This window comes from Stenotrophomonas sp. GD03777 (assembly GCF_029842485.1).
GTDB lineage: Bacteria > Pseudomonadota > Gammaproteobacteria > Xanthomonadales > Xanthomonadaceae > Stenotrophomonas > Stenotrophomonas sepilia.
On record NZ_JAOCGL010000183.1, the window covers coordinates 1 to 4,165 of the forward strand.

The window sequence follows — 4,165 nt, forward strand, 5'->3', positions numbered from 1 at the left end:
CAACGACGGCACGCTGCTGAAGCTGGCGCTGGACTCGCCGGCGGTGGCGCACAACGGCATCCTCGCCGTGGACCCATGGTTCCTGACCCTGCTGGTGCTGGCGATTGCCGTGCTGGCCTATATCGTCGCGCGCATGGCCAGCGCGCCGCTGCAGGAACTGGCCGCAGCCGCAGAAGACCTTGGCGATGACCTGCAGCGCGACCCGTTGCCACTGCGCGGGCCGCGCGAAGTGCAGCGTGCCGCCGAAGCCTTCAACGCCATGCAGCACCGTCTGCAGCGGCACCTGGCCGAACGCACGCAGATGCTGGCGGCGATCACCCACGACCTGCAGACGCCGCTGACCCGGCTGCGCCTGCGCCTGGAGAATGTCAGCGACGAGGCCCTGCGTGAGCGCCTGATCGGCGACCTGGCGGCGATGCAGGCGCTGGTGCGCGAGGGCCTGGAACTGGCGCGCAGCGCCGAGAGTGCCGAGCAGCGCGCCGCACTGGACCTGGATTCGCTGCTGGAGAGCATTGTCGAGGACGCCGCCGAAGGCGGCGGTGATGTGGTCTTCGAAGGGGGCAGTGGTTCGGTGCTGATGTTGCGTCCGTTGGCCATGCACCGGCTGTTCTCCAACCTGGTGGACAACGCGGTGATGTACGCGCAGCGGGCACGGGTGCGGGTTGAGCGCAGCGGCGGTGCGATTACCGTGGTGGTGGCCGATGACGGCCCGGGCCTGGCCGAAGAGCAGCTGGAGGCGGTGTTCGATCCGTTCGTGCGGGTGGAGACCTCGCGTTCGCGCGAAACCGGCGGGGCCGGCCTGGGCCTGACCATCGCGCGCGCCCTGGCCGAGAAGGACGGCGCCCGGCTGTGGCTGCGCAACCGGGCCGAAGGTGGCCTGGAGGCGGTGGTGCAGTGGCCTGCCAGTGCCCAGGTGGTGGCGCCCGGCCGCGCCGGCTGAGTCGGCGCGCTGCGAACGGTGACGCCGGGGCCGGGGTTTGGCCTATCATCTGCGCATCTCCCCAGTCTCCCCACGATGAGCCAGCCCGTTCCTGCCGGCATGCCATTGCACGCTGCCCGGCTGTTCCCGCACGCTGCCGCGTCCTGCAGCCGCACCTGGCCGCCGCCGCTGCGGTGATGGGCGGGCAGGGGGACAAGAGGCGCTGGGTGGAGCGCCGCGCATCAGGATTCAGGCGGGCACTGCGGCAGGGCCTGTTGTGGCTGCTGCTGGCCCTTGCGCTGCCGTTGGCTGCGCAGGAGGGCGCGCCCCCGCTGCGCGACTACGCCATCGATGTATGGACCTCGCGCAACGGCCTGCCGCACAACTCGCTGCGCGACATCGCGCAGACGCCGGAAGGCCATCTCTGGTTCGCCACCTGGGAAGGGCTGGTGCGCTACAACGGCCTGGATTTCACCGTGTTCGACCGCAGCACGCGCCCGGGCCTGCGCGACAACGGCATCGGCGCCCTGTTCGTCGACCGCCAGGGCGGACTGTGGATCAGTGATTCGCGCGGCAACGTCAGCCACCGTGGCAGTGATGGCCAATGGCGGGTGTGGGAGCACCAGGCCGATACGCCGCAGGTGCTGATCCAGTCCATGCAGATGGACAGCCAGGGGCGGCTGTGGCTGCTGTACGAAGGCAAGGGCATCGGCTACCTGACGCCGGACAGCGGCATTGTCTACCAGGCGCCGGCGGCGGACCTGCCGATGGCGATGAGCTTCACCAGACTGGTGGTCGATGCGCAGGACCGGGTCTGGGTCGGTACGCTGGACGGGCTGGTGCTGCGCGACAACGATGGCGTGCTCAAGCGCGCCCCCGCCGCATGGGGGCTGGGTGCCGGCAGTGGCCTGTCGTGGCCCTACCGTGCGCCGGATGGCGCGTTGTGGATCGTCGCCGGTGAGCGCCTGTACCGGGTGGAGGACGACCAGCTGGTGCTGGTGCACCGCCTGCCGGGCCAGCTGCACATGACCTCGATGCTGCAGGACCGGCACGGTGACCTGTGGCTGGGCACCGAGAACCAGGGCCTGCTGCGCATCTCCGCACATGGCCTGGAGCGACTGCCGGCCGGTCTGAACCTGCCGGGCGGACGCGTGGTCAGCCTGCGCGAGGATGCCGAAGGCAGCATCTGGGTGGGCGCCAACGGCGGGCTCTATCGCCTGCGCGAAACACTGTTCAGCAGCTACACCGAGCGCGATGGGCTCAGTGGCGATTACGTGCGCACGGTATTCGAGGATCGCGATCGCCAGCTGTGGGTCGGCAGCGCCAGCGGGCTTGACATGCGGACCGCGGACGGCCGTTTCCGGGCGATGCCGCTGCACAACCGCGGCGGCAAGGCACCTTCGGTACTGAGCCTGGCACAGGGGCCGGACGGTGACCTGTGGGTCGGAACCTTCGGCGATGGGGTCTACCGGCTCGGCCGTGACGGCCACCTGCGCCACAACTACGCGGCAGCCGACGGCATGCCGGGTGGCAACATCCGTGCGATCAGCGTTGATTCCCAGGGCGTGGTCTGGGCCGGCACGCAGAAGGGCGTGGTGCGCATCGACGGCGACCATGTGCAGGTCTCGAACGCGCCGGGCATGCCCGGCGGCCTGATCACCGCGCTTGAGCATGACCATCAGGGCAACCTGTGGATCGGCACCATCGAAGGCATCCGCGTGCTGCGCGGCGACCACGTGCAGTCGATCGACCTGGCGCCGCTGGGCGGTGGCCGCAGCGTGTTCGGCTTCCACCAGCTGGGCGACGCGATGTGGATCAGCAGTGATCGTGGCCTGTACCGTTGGCGCAACGGTGCGCTGGCGCGGGTCGGCCTTGAGCAGGGCATGCCGGTGGATGCGGTGTTCCAGCTGGTGCAGGATCGCCTTGGCAATGTGTGGATCAGCAGCAATCGCGGTGTGTTGCGCACCGATATGGTCACCCTCAACGCCGTGGCCGATGGCCGCACGCCGCGGGTGGGGGTGGAGCGCTACAACGAGATCGACGGTATGGCCAATGCACAGGCCAACGGCAGCTCCAGCCCATCGGCGATCCTGCGCCAGGACGGCACGTTCTGGGTGGTCACCGCAGGCGGCCTGAGCACGGTCGACCCGCAGCGCCTGCAGCGTTTCCGCGAGCGGCCATCGCCGCCGGCCGCGATCGAGAGCGTGCAGGTGGATGGCGCGCCGGTGCATTGGGAAGGGCCGGATCGCAACCATATTCCAGGGGGGCGCCGGTTGGCGGTGAGTTATGTCGGCCTGAGCTACCTGATGTCTGACCGGATCCGCTACCGCACGCGGCTGGACGGGCTGGATGCCGGCTGGGTCGAGCGCGGCCCGCAGCGCAGCGTTGAGTTCGTCGGCCTGCCGCCGGGCGACTACACCCTGCATGTGGCGGCCGCCCATCCCGGCGGCAGCTGGGGCCAACAGGAGGCGGTGTGGAGCTTCACCGTGGAACCGTTCTGGTGGCAGCGCCGCAGCGTGCAGGTGCTGGCGGGGATGCTGCTGCTGACTGGACTGGTGGCGCTGTACCGGCTGCTGCTGCAGCAGCTGAAGGCCAGCAACCTGCGCCTGGCACGGCGGGTGGACGAAGCGACCTTCGACCTGCAGGCCAAGACGGTGCACCTGCAGGCGCTGAACCAGGAAAAGACCGAACTGGCCGAGCGCCTGGCGCGCCAGGCCGAAGCCTTCGAGCGCCAGGCCCGCGAGGATGTGCTGACCGGCCTGGCCAATCGCCGCGCCTTCGACGAAACGTTGGCGCGTGACTTCGCCCGGTCCCAGCGCAGTGGTCATCCGCTGTGCCTGGTGGTGCTCGACATCGATCACTTCAAGGAGGTCAACGACCGCCACAGCCACAGCATCGGCGATGCCGTGCTGGTGCAGGTGGCGTCATTGATCGCAGCGGCCTGCCGCGACTCCGACCTGCCGGCGCGCACCGGCGGCGAAGAGTTCGCGCTGCTGCTCAACGACACCCGCCTGGAGGAAGCCGCACAGCTGTGCGCGCGCCTGCGTGGCCTGTTCCATGACCATCCCGATTGGGCCGGCGTGGCGGGCCTGCGTGTGACCTTCAGTGCGGGCCTGGTAGAGCTGGATGCCGACGACCGCACCCCGGCGCTGCTGTACCAGCGCGCCGACCGCGCGCTGTACCGCGCCAAGAGCGACGGCCGCGATCGCACGAGTATTGGTTGATCGCATCCACGCATGGCGTGGA

2 protein-coding genes are annotated in these 4,165 nt (G+C 69.7%); both read left to right on the plus strand.

The window, feature by feature from the left end:
• Positions 1-940 (plus strand): ATP-binding protein (locus N5E02_RS20325; RefSeq protein WP_279946686.1); only part of this gene is annotated, 940 nt, incomplete at its 5' end.
• A gap of 176 nt (positions 941-1,116) precedes the next feature.
• Entirely contained in the window at positions 1,117-4,143 is a 3,027-nt protein-coding gene (locus N5E02_RS20330) for a ligand-binding sensor domain-containing diguanylate cyclase (protein ID WP_279946687.1), read from the plus strand.
• Positions 4,144-4,165 lie beyond the last annotated feature (22 nt).

Coding starts and splice junctions, on each gene's coding strand:
- N5E02_RS20330 (WP_279946687.1), top strand. CDS start 1,117: ATGGGCGGGCAGGGGGACAAGAGGCGCTGGGTGGAGCGCCGCGCATCA.